Source organism: Candidatus Binataceae bacterium (assembly GCA_035500095.1).
Taxonomy (GTDB): Bacteria; Desulfobacterota; Binatia; order Binatales; family Binataceae; genus JAKAVN01.
Window position 1 is genome coordinate 1 of sequence record DATJXN010000101.1, and the last position, 15,368, is coordinate 15,368.

Sequence of the window (15,368 nt, forward strand, 5' to 3'; positions counted from 1 at the left end):
TAGCCGAGCAGGTTGAACGCCAGCACCGCGTAAAAGATCGCCAGCCCTGGAAATGCGATCAGCCACGGCGCGGTGCGAAAATAGATTAGCGCCTCTTCGATCATGCGACCCCAGCTCGGCGTCGGCGGCGGCACCCCGAGGCTCAAAAAGCTGAGGCCCGCGTCCAGCAGCAGCGTGCCCGAGGTTCCGAGCACCGCCATCACGACGATTATCGGGATCAGGTTGGGCAGCACATGATGCGCGATGAGCCGCGCCGGCGAGCCGCCGAGCGCGCGCGCCGCGGTCACGAAGTCGCGCTGCGTCATCGAAAGCGCCTCGGCCCGCACGACACGCGCGACTTGCGTCCACGAGACAAGGCCGATCACCAGCAGCACGTTTAGCAGGCTCGGATGGAGCACGGCGACGAAAGCCATCGCGAGCAACAGCGCAGGCAGCGTCAGCATCACGTCGGTGAAGCGCATCAGCGCGAAATCGGCCGCGCCGCCGAAGAAGCCCGCGGCAAGCCCGATCGCCACTCCGATCGTCATCGTGATTGCCATCGCGGCGACCGCCACGGTCAGCGAGACCCGCGCACCCCAGATGATTCGCGAGAGCACGTCGCGTCCCAACTCGTCGGTGCCGAGCGGAAACGCGGGCGACGGCGCGCCGGGGTCACCGTAGGTCGGCGCGACCGCGCGCGTCGGGTCGTAAGGAGCAAGGTGCGGCGCGAACAGCGCGGCCGTCACCAGGCTCAGCACCATCGCCGCGCCCACCAGCTCCATCGCGTTGATCCGCCGCATCACGACGTTTCACTCAGCCGAATTCGCGGATCGAGCCACGCATAGAGCAGGTCGACTCCCAGGTTGGCGACGACCACCAGGAACGCCGAGAAGAGCACCGTGCCCATGATAAGCGGGATGTCGAGGTTGAAGACGGCTTCGTAGGCGAGACGCCCGATTCCCGGCCAGTTGAACACGGTCTCCGTGAGCACCACGCCGGAGAGCAATCCCGCGAGATCGAGCCCGGCGAGCGTGACCAGCGGCAGCATCGCGTTGGCCATCGCGTGGCGGATGAGCGCCTGCGCGGCGGAAAGGCCCTTGCCGCGCGCGGTGCGGATATAGTCCTGCTCGAGCGCCTCGACCAGGTTGGTATGCAGGATCCGCGAGTAGTAGCCGGCCGAGCCGAGTGCGAGCGCGACGGTCGGCAGCACCAGGCTCTTCCAACCGTCGAGGCCGCCCAGCGGAAACGTGCGCAGATAGAGCCCGCCCGCGATCAGCAGCATCGTGCCCAGCCAGAAAATCGGGATCGAAATCAGCGCAAGCGAGGCGATGAGGAGCACGTTGTCCACGGCGCGCCCGCGCCACGCCGCCGCCACCATCCCCATCGGAATTCCCAGCGCGAGCGAGAGGGCCATCGCGCACAGCGCCAGGAGCGCGGTTGCGGGAAAGCGGCTCAGGATCAGTTGCGTCACGCTCGCGCGCCGGATGTACGAACGGCCGAGGTCGCCGTGCAGCGCGCGGCCGAGATAGTGCGTGTACTGGATAAAGAGCGGCTGATCCAGGCCGAGCTGATGGCGGATCGTCGCGAGCGTCTGCGGGTCGGCCTTCGCACCCGCCATTGCGACCGCCGGGTCCGCGGGGATGACGAAGGCGATGGTGAACGTAATGATCGAGGTGCCGAGCAGGACCGCCGCGCCATAGACGATTCGCCGGATGACGTAGGCAATCATTTTTCCGATGACATAAGCGGCGCGGCTCCGATACTGTCCTCGCGGCCGGGTTCCTACGGCGCGAGCAAGCCGCGTGCGCGGAGTTCCCGTGCGAGACTTGCTTCCGCGCGTTCGCGATGGCGCCGCGTCGTGCCGTCGGCGCGCGCTCCCCCGTCCGCGCTCGCCCCTTCCAGCGTCGCGCGCTCCTCGGGCCGCAGCGACGCGATAATTTTCTCCATCTCAGCGCTGCGGGCAAGCTCATCCGCGGAGAGGCCCCCGGCCCCGGCCTGTTTGAGCGCCCGCCGATGAGCCAGAAAGGCGGCAAGCGAAGCGTACGCGTTTAGCTTCATGGCGTCGTTGGAATCGATCCGCCTCCGCCAATCGGTGCGATCGCAAGCCCGATAAGGTAGCCCGCGACCGCAGCGCCCATCGCAACCCCGAGAAAACGCAGCCCCGAAAGCCATCGCGACTTACGCTGCGCGAGCCATCCCTGGAAATAGCCGACCGCGAACAGCGCAAGCGCCGTCGTCGCCATCGCGGCAATAAGCCCCGCGCGATCGCCGGGCCCGGCGGACGGTATCAGGACAAACGGCAACAGCGGCACCGTTGCGCCAACCAGAAACGCAAGACCCATCGTGACGCCGTCAACCGCGGGACTGCCAAGCGCCTGGCGGCTTAGGCCGTACATTTTGACCTCGGCGGTGGAGAACAGCGCCTGCGGCGCGCCGCTCAGCAGCTTGACGACACGGTAGGACGCCTCACGGCTCAGCCCCTCGTGCTCGAGCGCATGCAGCAGACGCTCCTGGAGCAGATGGGGCTCGGCGGCGGCCTCTTCGCGCTCGCGCTCGAGCGTGCTCGACAAGACCTCGGACTCGGCCCGCGCGCCGAGATATGCACCGGCCCCCATAGAGAGCGCTCCTGCGGCGGTTGAGGCCAGCGCGGCGAGAATCACCTGGCGGCGGATCGCGACGGCGCCGCTCAGCCCTGCGAGCACGCCGGCCGTGGTGAGGATGCCGTCCTGCGTGCCGAAAACGATTTCGCGGATACTCGAAAGACGCTCGATAAGCCGCTTCTTGTCGGATGGGTCAAGGGCGGGCACGCGCGCTTAGCCGGAACTGGAGCCGGTAGTGAGCGGCGGGGCCGCGATGCCGGCCGGCTGCCAATCCGCCGGACACATCCGCCCCGAGCGCACCGCTCGCACCACGCGGAGCGTATCGCTCACGCTGCGGCCGACATTAACCGGACAGGCGACGCAGTAGACGATCGTACGTTTCGCATCGAGGATGAAGGTCGCGCGCATCGCAAGGCCGGCGCCTTCGTCGAAGACGCCGTAAGCGCGGGCGAGCGCGCCGTCCGTGTCGGCCAGGAGCGGATAGCCGATCCCGCCGAGCTCGCGCGCCCAGCGCAGATGGGTCTCGGCGTCGTCAACGCTGACCGCGACGATACTGGTTTTTTCGGCGGCAAACTCTTCGCGCGCCTTGTGAAAGCCGACGACCTCGGTTGGACAGATGAAGGAGAAGTCGTGCGGATAGAAAAACAGCACGACCATCTCGGAATCGATCTGGGAAAGCCGCAGGCGCCCTGCGCGGCCGCCGGCCGCGCAGGAGAGATCGAACGGCGGTGCGCTGTCTCCGGGTTTCAGCATCTCTGCATCCAGGCTGCGGAGGTTAAGGCTACTCGATCTGGTAGATAATCGAAACGGTCGCGGGAATAGTCACTTCGCCCGTCCGCGGCGGCTCCGCCGCCGCGGTCTCTTGCGCCGGCTGCGTCCGCACCCGGACCTCGCTGACGGTTCGGAGCACCCGCGCGAGCCTGAAACCGAGCGCGCGGGCGAGCGAAAGCGCCTGCGCCTGCGCGTCGAGTGCGGCGCAGGCAATCGCTTCGCTGCGCGCCTCGCTCTCGTCGCCCAGGGGAAACTCGAGGTAGTTGATCCCGCTCACGCCGGCGTCGAACGCGACATCGATCAGGGCCCCGACGCTTCCGACCGCGCGGGTGTCGATGGTCAGCGAACTCTCGGCGCGGTAACCGATCACCGCCGGTCTCTCATGCCCGCGCGGCTGTTCGTGCTCCGGATAGAGCGCACACCCGCCCGCGCAGAGCCTGCACTTGCCGCAGAGTTTTACCGCGAGAGCCTGGGATATCCGTTGGGTGAGCGCCGCGTTCGCCTCTGCGCTCTCCCTGGCGGAGAGCGCAGAGGCTTCGATCGCAAAATTTAACAGCGCGCGGTCGGGACTCGTGCGCCACTCGCCGATGCCGACGACGTCGATCGTGCGCAGCGGCCGGCCGGCCAAAGCGGCGGATCGAACCTCGGCCGGCGGCGCCGCGCTCTGCAAAGCTGCGACCCGTCCGGGCTGTAGCTCCAGGATTGGGGCCTCAGCCCTGCTCACCGCTCCTAATTCAACTGGGACTGACATCGCCGGACGAAGCTTACACGGGCGGCGCGGATGTTGCGCGCGCGGCGAGCACTCCGGCGGCTAATTTGATGAGCCCGGTGGCGCCGGGATGCGGCAAATTGGCCGGGCCGAAGCGGGCTTTGGTGCATCGTCCGGCGGTTCGGTCCTGAGCCGCGCGCATCGTCAGGCAGGCATCGCCCTTATCCGGTTGATTCCGTCGAAGGCCGCGTTCTTGTAGCACTCGGCGAGCGTCGGATAGTTGAAGACCGTGTCGATGAAGTAGTCCAGACGGCCGCCCAGCGCCAGCACCGCCTGGCCGATATGAATCAGTTCGACCGCGCCTTCGCCGATGATGTGCACGCCCAGGAGTTCACGTGTTTCGCGATGGAACAGCAGCTTGACGAAGCCGATGGTGTCGCCGACGATGCGTCCGCGCGCGATCTCGCGATACGGCGCGCGGCCGGTCTCGTAGGGCACGCCCTGTTCGGTCAGTTCTTCCTCGTTGCGCCCAACGAAGGAGATCTCGGGGATGGTATAGATGCCGTAGGGAAACAGCTCGCGGAACTGCGTCGCCTCGACGCCGAAGGCGCTGCAGGCGGCGAGCCGTCCCTGCTCCATCGAGGCCGACGCGAGGCTCGGAAATCCGCATACGTCGCCGGCGGCGTAAATCGTCAGCGCCGAAGTTTGATAGCGATCGTTGACCGGGATGCGGCCGCGGCTGTCGACGTTGACGCCTGCCGCCTCGAGCTTCAGATCGGCGGTCGCGCCCGTCCGCCCGACGCTGCACAGCACCTTGTCGCTCACGATCTGCTTGCCGCTCTTGAGCATCGTGCGCACGTGCCGCCCGGCCGCGTCGTCAACCACTTCGACGCGATCGACTTCTTCGCCGAGACGCAGCATCACGCGCCGCTCGCGCAGGTGGTAGCTGAGCGCCTCGATCAGCTCGCCGTCCACGAAGGGCAGCAGGTGCGGACGCTTGTCGATCAGCGTGACGCGCACGCCCATCGCCGCGAACATGCTCGCGTACTCGCATCCGATCACGCCCGCTCCGACAACGGCGAGGGTTTGCGGCAGTTCGCCCATCTCGAGGATGTCGTCGCTGGAGAAGACGCTGTGCCCGTCCATCGGCATCTGCGGGTCGCGCGTGGCCTGCGTCCCGGCGGCGATCACGACCTTGTCGGCGGTCACGGTGCGGCGGGCGCCGTCGGCGGGAAGTTCGAGTTGCAAAGTATGCGGATCGATAAAGGAGGCGCTGGCGTGGGCGAGTTCGACGCCGTTGCGCAGCAGCTGGTTGCGGGTGACGTCGATTTCATGGCGCACCACGGGATCCACGCGGACCAGCAGGTCGCTGAGCGCGATCCGTTCCTTCAGCCGATACGATTCGCCGTAGACCGCGTGCTCGCGATAGCCGGAAAGGTAAAGGATCGCCTCGCGCATGGTCTTGCTCGGAATCGTGCCGATATTGATGCAGATCCCGCCGACGATCGACTTGCGCTCGGCCATCAGCACCCGCTTGCGCAGCTTGGCCGCCTGGATCGCCGCATGATGGCCCGCGGGTCCCGAACCTATGACGACCAGGTCGTAATCGAAATCAGCCATCGAACACCTCACGTCCAGTGCGTGCGCGGGTCCAGTGCGGCCGCGCCGCTCCTATCCGCGTTTGATTGCCCCGTGGATCTTACCCATCGAATGTTAACGGCGGATTTCCGAGCCTACACACAAATGGAGCTGCCGGCTCGCGGGGCATGTCAGGTCGTTCGCGCAAAACAGTAGGACCAAGGTCTTCTTGCGAAGGGCTACCCTGTTTTACATGATTCATCCTGGATTCAGATACAGGGATTACCTGCCTCTGCAGCTTCGACCAGCGAGCCAGGAAAGACCTCCCCAAGTGGAAGGAGTGAACCGATGCAAGCACGGTCTTTTGCGCTTCTAACGGCTTTGGCGGTCGTCACGAGCATCGCGCTCCTGATCGCAAGCCCGAGCGCTGGTATCTCGCAAACGGCTAAGTCCTGGCCGAGCATCAGCGAGAGCCGGGCGATAGCGGAAGAGGGATTCATCTACGGATTGCCGATCGTGATGAATTACGCGGTCATGTACGAGTATGTCGTGGACCGAAACTCGGGCCAGTGGAAGGCTCCGTTCAATACAATATCCAACGAGCACCGCGTCTTCACTTACAGGGACACGACTATCGTCACGCCCAACAGCGACACGCCGTACTCGCTGGCATGGATGGACCTGCGCGCGGAACCCATCGTGATCTCGGTACCGGCCGTCGAAAAGAGCCGTTACTACTGCGTGCAGTTCACTGACGGTAACACGTTCAACTACGGCTACATCGGAAGCCGCGCCACCGGCAACGACGCGGGCGATTACATGGTTGTCGGACCCGAATGGAAGGGCGAAACGCCGCAAGGCATCAAGAAGGTGTTCCAGTCGACGACCGACTTTTCAATTGCGGTATTTCGCACCCAGCTCTTCAACTCCGCGGACCTGCCCAACGTCGAGAAAGTCCAGTCTGGTTACAAAGTACAGCCGCTGTCCGCATATCTGCACCAGTCGGCGCCTCCAGCGGCCCCGGCGATCGATTTCCCTAGGATCAACGATCAACTCGTAAAGAAGAATTTTTTCGAATATCTCGATTTCGCTCTGCGATTCGCGCCGTCCGGGCCGGAAGAGAAAGACATCCGCGCCAGGCTCGCCCGGATCGGCATCGGCCCCGGCAAGACCTTCAACTTCAAAGACCTTTCGCTCAAGCACAAGCTCGAAATCGGCCTGGGCATGAAGGACGGCGAGAAGAAGGTCGCGGAGAAACTCAAAACCTTCGGCAAGAACGTCAACGGATGGCACGTCGGTTCGCCATTTGGCGATCGCGCCTTCTACCACGGCGACTGGTTATTGCGCGCAGCCGGCGCCAAGGGCGGTATCTACGGCAACGACGCAGTGGAGGCGATGTATCCGCTGACGAAGTGGCTGCCGAACGGCGAACCGCTCGACGGCAGCAAGCACAACTACACGCTCACCTTCGCCGCAGGCCAGCTTCCGCCAGTCAACGCCTTCTGGTCCGTAACCATATACGACGGCAAGACGCAGTTGCTGATCAAGAATCCGATCAACCGCTATCTGATCAACTCGCCGATGCTTCCGAATCTCAAGAAGAACGCCGACGGCTCGCTGACGCTCTACATTCAGAAGAACTCGCCTGGCGCCGACAAGGAATCCAATTGGCTGCCCGCTCCCGACGGTCCGATCTACCTGGTGATGCGCCTGTACTGGCCGAAGGAGAGTCCGCCGTCCATTCTGCCGCCTGGCGATGGAACCTGGAAGCCCCCGGCCGTGCGCGTTCTTTAGAAGAGTCGCGCTGATCTCAGCGGCTACTCGATCCGATAGTTAATCGAGACCGCCGCGGCGAGCCATCACCGAGCAGACAGGCTAGTGAAACGGGAACTGAAGTTTGCGATCGTCGGAGGAAGCGCCGCGGGTCTCTTTGCCGCGTTGATGCTGGCGCGGGCCGGCCACGAGGTCGTCGTCCTCGAGCAGGATCGATCGGAGCCGGCGCCCGACGTCGAGTCTGCCGCGGCGTCCGCCTTCCGCTCGGCCGCGCCTCAGATTGTCCAGCCGCATATCGTGATGGCCAGGTGCCGGCAGCTTCTTATGGAGCACCTGCCCGACGTCTATCGCCTGATGCTAGCCGCGGGCGTGGCCGAAGCGCCGATCTCGACGCAGATGCCGCCGTCGCTCAGCGACACCACGGCGAGACCGGACGACGAGCGGTTCACGATGCTGATGACCCGGCGCTCGACCATCGATTGGGTCCTTCAGCGGGTGGTCGTTGCTGAGCCCGGCGTGACGCTCAGCGTGGGAGTGCGCGCAACCGGGTTGCTCGCCGCTGCGGATAGGCCGCCTCACGTCACTGGAGTGCGCACCAATCAGGGTGACGTTGCTGCGGACATGGTGGTGGATGCGATGGGCCGGCGCTCGCCGGTTGACCGCTGGCTCGACGAGATTGGCGCTCATTCAACGGCGATGTGGCGGGCGGAGTGCGGTGTGGCGTACTTCAGCCGGCATTATCGGCTGCGTCGAGCGCACAAACTACCCGGGCCGGCCACGACGCGGATCGTCGTCGGCCTCGACGAGTTCACCGTCGGCATCTGGGGCGCCGACAATGGAACGATGCAGCTGGCGGTGGTGCCGCTGGCGATCGATCGCCGATTCAAAACGCTCAGGTACCCGAAGGTCTTCGAGGCGGTGATGCGTACCATCCCGACCTACGCCGCGTGGCTTGACGTAATGGAACCGATCACCGACGTGTTTCCGATGGGTGCGGTGAACAATACGATGCGCCGTTTGGTTGTCGGCGGCGCGCCGGTAGCGACAGGGTTGGCCGCTATCGGCGACTCGGTCTGCACGACGAATCCGACGCTCGGCCGCGGCCTGACGCTCGCATTGACGGGTATCGCGGATTTGGTTGATGCCGTTGACCATCACGGCGACGACCGGCGCGCGCTCGCAATGGCTCTGGATAAACTGGCCGCCGAACATATCCTTCCGTATTACGAGGATCAGGCGGCGATCGACTTCGCGCGCCTCGGGATCCTCAAACACCGAATATTCGGCGCTCCGCTCCCGCCCGCGCCCGACGCCGTCTCTGACCGGATAACCTTCGAGCAACTGCGTACCGCAGCACTATTTGATCCGACTATCTTCCGCGCATTCTGGAAGGTCATGGGTATGCTCAGCCGGCCTGCCGAGGTGTACGCCGATCCGGAGATCGTGGCGCTCACGCAAGGAGTCCTCCGTTACCATACGAAGGCGCCGATCGTTCAGCCGACTCGCGAACAACTGCTCGGCGCGCTCGAGCCGTAGCCCGCTGCCGAAAAATCCGCCGACGGCCCGGCGGTTTACTAACGCTGGTTACTAAAGCTGGGCGCCGGGACTGCCCAGCGCATTCTCGGTCAGGCCTCGGGTGATGATCTCATAAGCTTCGTCTATGGAATCGGTTCTGTGGAAGAGCTCGACATCGCCCGGGCCGATTGTTCCGTATTTGATCAGCGCGTCGAAGTTCAGCACCTCGTTCCAGTACTTCGCCCCGAACAGCACGATCGGCATGCGCTTCTTCATCTTGCGCGTCTGCACCAGCGTAAGCATTTCGAAGAATTCGTCGAGCGTTCCGAAGCCGCCGGGGAACAGCACCACCGCCTTGGCAAGATAGACGAACCAGAACTTGCGCATGAAAAAGTAGTGGAAATGAAAGTGCAACTCGCGGCTGACATAGGGATTATCGAACTCGCCGTTGGGGATCGATATCGTCAGGCCGACATTCAGCCCCCTCGCTTCCGAGGCGCCGCGGTTAGCCGCCTCCATGATACCGGGACCGCCGCCGGTGCAGACGACAAACCGGCGCTCGTTATGGTCGAGCCTCTTCGACCAGGTCGTCAACCGATGGGACAGCTCACGTGCGGCCTCGTAATAGGTCGAGAGCTCAAGCGCCGTGCGTGCCGCCGTCACGCCGTGCCCCGCCCTTTCCGCCTCGGCCAGGGCTGCTTCGGCCGTTTCGCGCGACAACAACCGCGCCGAGCCCATGAAGACGATGGTGTCCTGGACCTTATAGCGTTTGAACCGCGACAGCGGCTCCAGATATTCGGCAAGGATGCGTAGCGCCCGGCCGTCCTTGCTTTCGAGGAACCGCACGTCCTCATAGGCCTTGGTCTGTCGATGGAATTGTTTGCTGCCGTTGGATTTGTCCAAGATTCACCTCCGGCAAATGTTGCGTTGGAGGCTCTGACGCTTCCAACGATTGCGCCTCGATTTTATCAAGTTGACGGCAGTTTATCTTTCCGGCAGCTTTTCGCCGCGGACAGGCTTCGGACGAGGCACCCGCGAAGCTCCTGGAAACCGGGCAAAAGGCGCTATTTCGGCGAGACCTGCCCGGCTCCAGTCGCGCGCTGGCAAGCTGCGGCCACCAGGCTAGCTTTCCTCCGTTCCTGCGCGAGCCGGCGGGTTTACCTGCAGCAGAAATCGGGCGAATTTTGGCAGCTATTCGATCTGATACGTAATCGAGACTGTCGCGGGGACCGTGACCTCGTTGGGTTGCACCGGGGTCGGCGCGCCCATCGACGCGCTCATCGCCATCGCCCCCGCGCGCATAACCGGCATCGGCCTGTTTTCGGTCTCGGTGGTGGCCTTGACCACGGGCCCAAGCTTTACGCCGAGCGACTTGGCGAGCGAGTCCGCCTGGGTCTGCGCGTCCTTGGCAGCGAGCGCGATCGCCTGGCTGCGGGCCTGGCTTTCATCGCGCAGCGTGAAGTTGAGAAAGTTGATCCGGTTGGCGCCGGCCTGGATTGCCGTGTCGATCAATCCGCCGAGCATCCCGATCTCGCCGGTCTCCACAGTAATCGAGTTCTCGGCGCGATAGCCGATGACGCTGGGCTTCTGATTGGGCTGCGGAGATTCGCTGTACTCGGGATAGAGCGAGTAGCCGCCGGTCCACACCTTGCCCTTGCCGTTCAGCTTGGCGGTGAGTGCGTCCACGACTTTTTGCGCGAGCGCCGCGTTCTGGCCGGCGCTCTCCTGCGCGGTTGCGGCATGCGTTTCGATCGCGAGGTTGAGCGAGGCGACGTCGGGAGCGACGTGCGCCTCGCCGTTGCCGGTAACCTCGATTGTGCGCGGGCCCTGCGGCGGAGGCGAGCCGGCGAGCGGCGCGGGAATAAACGGCGCCGCGGCCGGTGCAGCGACCGCGGCGGCCGGCATCGCCGCGAGAAAGATCGCAGCGGCGCCCGCGCAAAGCGAAAGGAGGGCGCCTGCGCCGCGGCGGCTATGGCCTACGTTCACCCGCGCACGCCCGCTGCTTACGATCTGAAGCGACCTTTTTCTCATCCGTCTCGGGACCTCGACTTGCGCCTCTACCGGCGTCCGGTTCGGCGCCGGAGGCCGCTCGGACTGTTGCCAAGGCTGCGCGCTGGCATCTAAGCTGCGGGCCAACCGACAGCCACAGCGCAATAGTTGAGGAGCCGGCGGCGAAAGGCAAGGCCGCCCGGGAGCGAAGCGCGAAGGGGCGGCGCGACGCGCGCGAGAGAGGGGGCGCGCCGATGCTTTCGCGGGCGGCGCGGTGTATTGTTCTGGATTGGAAAAAAGCTACTCCATGGCCGACAAACAGGACGAAAAGAAAGTCACACCCCGCAGCGTCGACTTCGCCGCCTGGTACAACGAGATAATCGCGCGCGCCGAGCTTGCCGATTACTCGCCGGTCCGCGGATGTATCGTGTTCCGCCCCGACGGCTTCGCGATCTGGGAGGCGCTACGCGACGAACTCGACCGCCGGATCAAAAAGACCGGCGCACGCAACGCCTACTTTCCGCTCTTCATCCCGCAAAGCTTCCTGCAAAAGGAGGCCCAGCACGTGGAGGGCTTTGCCCCCGAGGTCGCCGTGGTCACGCATGGCGGCGGCAAGGAGCTCGAGGAGCCGCTGATCGTGCGGCCCACTTCCGAGACCATCATCAATTACATGTTCGCGCAGTGGATTCATTCGCATCGCGACCTGCCCCTGATGATCAACCAGTGGTGCAACGTGGTGCGCTGGGAGATGCGCACGCGGCCGTTCCTGCGCACCACCGAATTCCTCTGGCAGGAGGGCCACACCGCGCACGCCACCAGGGAAGAGGCCGAACGCGAGGCGCTCACGATGCTCGAGGTCTATCGCGGCTTCGTCGAAGACTATCTCGCGGTGCCGCTCGTGACCGGGCGCAAGAGCGCGGCCGAACGTTTTCCGGGCGCCGAGGAGACCTATTCGATCGAGTCGCTGATGGGCGACGGGCGGGCGCTGCAATGCGGCACCTCGCACTACCTCGGCGACAACTTCGCGCGCGCCTTCGAGATTCGCTTTCTCGATACGCAAAACCAGCTCCAGTATCCCCATCAGACCAGCTGGGGCGTATCGACGCGGCTGCTCGGCGCGATCATCATGAGTCACGGCGACGACCAGGGATTGCGCCTGCCGCCGGCGGTCGCGCCGTTTCAGGCGGTGGTCGTGCCGATCTGGCGCAAGACCGAAGACGGCGATCCCGTGCTGGCCGCCGCGCGCGCAGCGCGCGACGCGCTGGAGGCCGCCGGGATACGCGTGCGATTGGACGACCGCGAGGGCCTGACGCCCGGCTTCAAATTCAACGATTGGGAGATGCGCGGCGTGCCGGTCCGGATCGAAATCGGCCCGCGCGACGTCGCCGCGCGGAGCGCCGTGATGGCACGCCGCGACCGCTCGGGCAAGGAAGCCAAAGCCGCGGCATCGCTCGACGGACTTGCGACGCACGTCCGCGCGCTGCTCGACGACGTTCAGAAGAGCCTGTACACGCAGGCGCGCGAGGCGATGCGCGCCAACACGCGCGAATTCGACGACTACGGGAAATTTCGCGCGCAGATGGAAGGCGAAGGCGGCGGCGGGATGGCCGACATCTACTGGTGCGGCAACGCCGCCTGCGAGACACGGATTCGCGAGGAGACGCGCGCGACCTGCCGCGCGATCCCCCTTGGACAGAACGCGGCGGTCGGGCGATGCCTGGTCTGCGGCGAACCGGCGACCGAGCGCGCCTTCTTCGCCAAAGCGTACTGACAATGTTAGGAAATAATGCGCAAACCGGCCCGCCCGGCCGCCGCGCGTCAGCCTAAGGTCACAGAGAGAGGAATTCGACCATGCCAACATCCAAACCCGCCCACGTTCTTGATGGTTACAAGGTCCTCGACTTCACCCAGGCGCTCGCCGGTCCGACCGTGACGCGCCTGATGGCCGAGCTTGGCGCCGAGGTTATCAAGGTGGAGATTCCGCCCAAGGGCGATTTCTCGCGCACCTTTCCGTTTCTGAAGGACGGGCGCAGCGCGTATTTCGTGCAGCAGAACCGCGGCAAGAAGAGCCTCTGCCTCGATCCCAAGAAACCCGAGGGCCTCGAGGTGATCAAAAAATTGCTGCCCAAGGTCGACGTCCTGCTCGAGAACTACTCGCCGGGAGCGATCGCGCGGATGGGGCTCGGATGGGAGGCGGTGAGCAAGATCAACCCGCGGCTCATCATGTGCTCGGTCTCGGGATTCGGACAGACCGGACCGCTCGCCAATCGCCCCGGCTACGATTACATCGGGATGAGCTATGCGGCGGTGACCTACATGATCGGCGACCCCAACGGACCGCCGTCGTTCCCGATGCTCGGGCTGGGCGACGTTTCGACCGGCGTGCATGCGCTCGCGTCGATCGCCTGCGCGCTGCTCTATCGCGACAAGACCGGCCGCGGCCAGCACCTCGACGTGTCGCTGCTCGACAGCTATTTCCACTGCCACGAGCTGAACGTGCAGATGTACAGCGCTAGCGGCGGCAAAGTTAAGCCCAAACGCGCGGGCTCGAATCATACCGCGGTGCCGATCATCGGGATCTTCAAGGGCAAGGCGCCGGAGAGCTACCTGTTCATCATGGCACCGGTGGACCATCAGTTCGCCGCGCTGTGCCGCGCGATGGAGCGGCCGGAGTTGGCGGCCGACCCACGTTTCACGACCGTGGTCGCGCGCGCCGCCAACCTCGCCGAGATCACCGGGATCATTCAGCGCTGGCTCGACGCCCAGCCCGACGACGCCACCATCCTGCGCAAGCTCGAGGCGGCGCGGATTCCGGTCGCGCCGATCCTCTCGGTGGAAGAAGCGATCAATCATCCGCATTTGCGCGAGCGCCGGACCGTGCGCAAAATCCGCGATCGCATAATCGGCGAGTACGACATCCCGGGCGTGCCGCTGCGCTTTTCCGACTTTCCGACCGAGCTCGACCTCCAAGCCCCGCTTCTGGGCGAGCACAACGCCGAGATTCTCGGCAGCCTCGGCTACTCGGCGGATCGGATCGGCGAACTGGAGAAGGCGGGAGTGCTCACCCGCGGCGATCGCTGATCTGCAATTCAGCTGGGGTGCGCGCGGCGGTGTGTCATCCAGGACGCCACCGCGCGCCGCGTGCTGAGGGGGCGAGAATTCGCTGAAAGCCCTTGGCGGCGCGAGCACGATTGGTCGGCGGGGCGGCTCAGCCGCCGTGCGCAAACAGCATCAGGTAGCAGAGCACGCTCAGGTCGGCGAAGATGTGCGCGAGAATCGACGTCTCGAGACCCCAGCGCCAGTAAACGTAGCCCAGCACGATTCCCGCAACCGCGCGCGGTTCGAGGAGCATCTGCACCGTACGCGGCTCCCACCAAAGCGTTCCCTCGCCGGTCGCCGCGTGGATCGCGCCGAACATCAGTCCCTGAAGCACGATCGCGGTCCACCACGCCCGCGCGCCAAGCCCGCCTGCGGGCGCGCGCAGCAATTTCGCGATCAGCCACACCAACACCGTCATCAAGAAGAGGCGGAAATGGATCTCCTCGATGATCGGAAAGCCGACGCCGATCGCTGCCGGATGCGCCTTGAAGAGCTCGAAGGCTTTGCGACCGGCTTCCTTTACCGCGGGGGGCGTCTGCGCGGCAAGCGCCGACGACCACGTCGCCTTGACTAAGATAGCCTGCACGATACGTGTACCCAGAACCGAAACCGCCGCCGCGCCCGCAGCGGCATAGAGCAGTTCACTGAACGCGGGGGCCGGGCCATCGGCGCCGACTAGCCGCATCAGCGCGCTCGGAATGAAGTCCGGCCGGCGCGCCGAGCGGCATCCGATTCCCACCAGGAACAACATCTCCGCAAGCGCGATCGTGAACGCGCGCAGATGCTTGTCCGGCGGGATAGGAAGCACCGGCGCGCAGAGAAACCATCCTGCCATCCCCAGTGCGAGGAGCAGGACAAATTCTATCGAGCCCGAATTGCGAACCTGCGCGTGCGGCGGATGTCCTTCCAAATCGGCGCCGACGGCGATACTCGGACTTTCCACGATGAGATGTCCCTCCCGCGCCGCTGAAGGCGGCTGCACTCGCAAAACACGGTGATTCGATCGTGAACGGGCGCGGAAGGTTTGTTAAGGCGTGAGAGACCCCGCGGCAAGGTCAGCCGCGACGGATTACACATAGGTCGTCGCGGAGAAGGATCGCGCGGCTGGGGAAGCCGCAGGCGAATGCGCCGCCGCCGGCTCGCGGGCTCCGCGCACAACGCGTGTCGGCGGAACGTCCGCGCGGCTTGTAACGGAAGATCGGCCTAGACTAGCAAATTTCCGGTGCAAAAGTAGCGCGTATTTCTTCGCAGTTTCCTAGGTCGGGAGTTAAAAGAGGTGACGGTTCGACGGAATTTGTGGTGGGTAGTTGACCTTGGGTCTTTTTTCTGTAAAGAATAAATCTGTACAGCGATGG

General features: G+C 64.8%; 14 protein-coding genes. 4 read left to right on the plus strand and 10 right to left on the minus strand.

The window, feature by feature from the left end; genetic code table 11:
• From VMI09_10295 to sthA, 7 genes are all read right to left on the minus strand, one after another.
• Positions 1-779: ABC transporter permease (locus VMI09_10295; GenBank protein ID HTQ25077.1), on the minus strand; the 779-nt coding region annotated here is incomplete at its 3' end.
• On the minus strand, positions 779-1,708 hold the full coding sequence (locus VMI09_10300) for an ABC transporter permease (protein HTQ25078.1): 930 nt from the start codon (positions 1,706-1,708) through the stop codon (positions 779-781). The genes VMI09_10300 and VMI09_10295, both read right to left, overlap by 1 nt.
• A 53-nt stretch (positions 1,709-1,761) precedes the next feature.
• Positions 1,762-2,037, minus strand: a complete 276-nt coding sequence (locus VMI09_10305; GenBank protein HTQ25079.1) for a hypothetical protein — start codon at positions 2,035-2,037, stop codon at positions 1,762-1,764.
• A complete protein-coding gene (locus VMI09_10310; GenBank protein ID HTQ25080.1) occupies positions 2,034-2,786 on the minus strand; it encodes a VIT1/CCC1 transporter family protein in 753 nt (250 codons plus the stop codon). The genes VMI09_10305 and VMI09_10310 overlap by 4 nt, the downstream gene beginning before the upstream one ends.
• Before the next feature lie 6 nt (positions 2,787-2,792).
• Entirely contained in the window at positions 2,793-3,332 is a 540-nt protein-coding gene (locus VMI09_10315; GenBank protein ID HTQ25081.1) for a redoxin domain-containing protein, read from the minus strand.
• 28 nt (positions 3,333-3,360) lie between these two features.
• Positions 3,361-4,074, minus strand: a complete 714-nt coding sequence (locus VMI09_10320; GenBank protein HTQ25082.1) for an SIMPL domain-containing protein — start codon at positions 4,072-4,074, stop codon at positions 3,361-3,363.
• A gap of 189 nt (positions 4,075-4,263) precedes the next feature.
• On the minus strand, positions 4,264-5,679 hold the full coding sequence (gene sthA / locus VMI09_10325; protein ID HTQ25083.1) for a Si-specific NAD(P)(+) transhydrogenase: 1,416 nt from the start codon (positions 5,677-5,679) through the stop codon (positions 4,264-4,266).
• Positions 5,680-5,985: 306 nt separating this feature from the next.
• On the opposite strand from sthA, the gene VMI09_10330 reads away from it, so the two are divergent.
• Together VMI09_10330 and VMI09_10335 are read left to right on the plus strand one after the other, a co-directional pair.
• Complete coding sequence (locus tag VMI09_10330; GenBank protein HTQ25084.1) at positions 5,986-7,431, plus strand: DUF1254 domain-containing protein; 1,446 nt, start codon at positions 5,986-5,988, stop codon at positions 7,429-7,431.
• 84 nt (positions 7,432-7,515) lie between these two features.
• Positions 7,516-8,946 (plus strand): hypothetical protein, encoded by a 1,431-nt coding sequence (locus tag VMI09_10335; GenBank protein HTQ25085.1) that lies wholly within the window; start codon positions 7,516-7,518, stop codon positions 8,944-8,946.
• Positions 8,947-8,997: 51 nt separating this feature from the next.
• Here VMI09_10335 and VMI09_10340 read toward each other — a convergent pair whose 3' ends face one another.
• Together VMI09_10340 and VMI09_10345 are read right to left on the minus strand one after the other, a co-directional pair.
• Positions 8,998-9,828, minus strand: coding sequence for an LOG family protein (locus VMI09_10340; protein HTQ25086.1), 831 nt, complete (start codon positions 9,826-9,828; stop codon positions 8,998-9,000).
• 288 nt (positions 9,829-10,116) lie between these two features.
• Complete coding sequence (locus VMI09_10345) at positions 10,117-10,956, minus strand: SIMPL domain-containing protein (protein HTQ25087.1); 840 nt, start codon at positions 10,954-10,956, stop codon at positions 10,117-10,119.
• Between the two features lie 265 nt (positions 10,957-11,221).
• Here VMI09_10345 and proS point away from each other — a divergent pair, with 265 nt between their 5' ends.
• The gene (gene proS, locus VMI09_10350; GenBank protein ID HTQ25088.1) at positions 11,222-12,685 is read left to right on the plus strand and encodes a proline--tRNA ligase; all 1,464 of its coding nucleotides are present in this window, start codon (positions 11,222-11,224) and stop codon (positions 12,683-12,685) included.
• A gap of 80 nt (positions 12,686-12,765) precedes the next feature.
• A complete protein-coding gene (locus VMI09_10355) occupies positions 12,766-13,995 on the plus strand; it encodes a CoA transferase (protein ID HTQ25089.1) in 1,230 nt (409 codons plus the stop codon).
• A 127-nt stretch (positions 13,996-14,122) separates the two neighbouring features.
• Here the strand turns inward: VMI09_10355 and VMI09_10360 are convergent, their stop codons facing one another.
• Positions 14,123-14,956, minus strand: coding sequence for a CPBP family intramembrane glutamic endopeptidase (locus tag VMI09_10360; protein HTQ25090.1), 834 nt, complete (start codon positions 14,954-14,956; stop codon positions 14,123-14,125).
• Between the last annotated feature and the right edge of the window lie 412 nt (positions 14,957-15,368).